The 251-nt window shown below is 58.6% G+C and carries 1 protein-coding gene; it reads right to left on the bottom strand.

The genetic code is table 11. The features are described 5' to 3' along the window. On the bottom strand, positions 1-248 hold a 248-nt coding region (locus SB756_RS33075; protein ID WP_410913634.1), incomplete at its 3' end, for a response regulator. Between the last annotated feature and the right edge of the window lie 3 nt (positions 249-251).

The following is a 251-nucleotide window of genomic DNA, read 5'->3' on the forward strand; positions in this document are numbered from 1 at the left end:
TTGGTCAGATAGTCATCTGCCCCCGCATCCAGTGCGGCGATCTTATCCTGCTCATCGCTGCGCGCTGACAGCACAATCACCGGTATGGCGCTCCACTGGCGCAGGTCACGAATGAAATCGGTGCCATCTCCATCCGGCAGACCCAGATCCAGGATCACTAAGTCCGGCTTGCGGGTCGCCGCTTCAATCAGTCCGCGTTGCAGCGTATCGGCATCAAACACCTTAAGGGCTTCATTTTCCAGCGCCAGCCG

The sequence above is a fragment of the Pseudomonas sp. SIMBA_068 genome (assembly GCF_046534705.1).
GTDB lineage: Bacteria > Pseudomonadota > Gammaproteobacteria > Pseudomonadales > Pseudomonadaceae > Aquipseudomonas > Aquipseudomonas putida.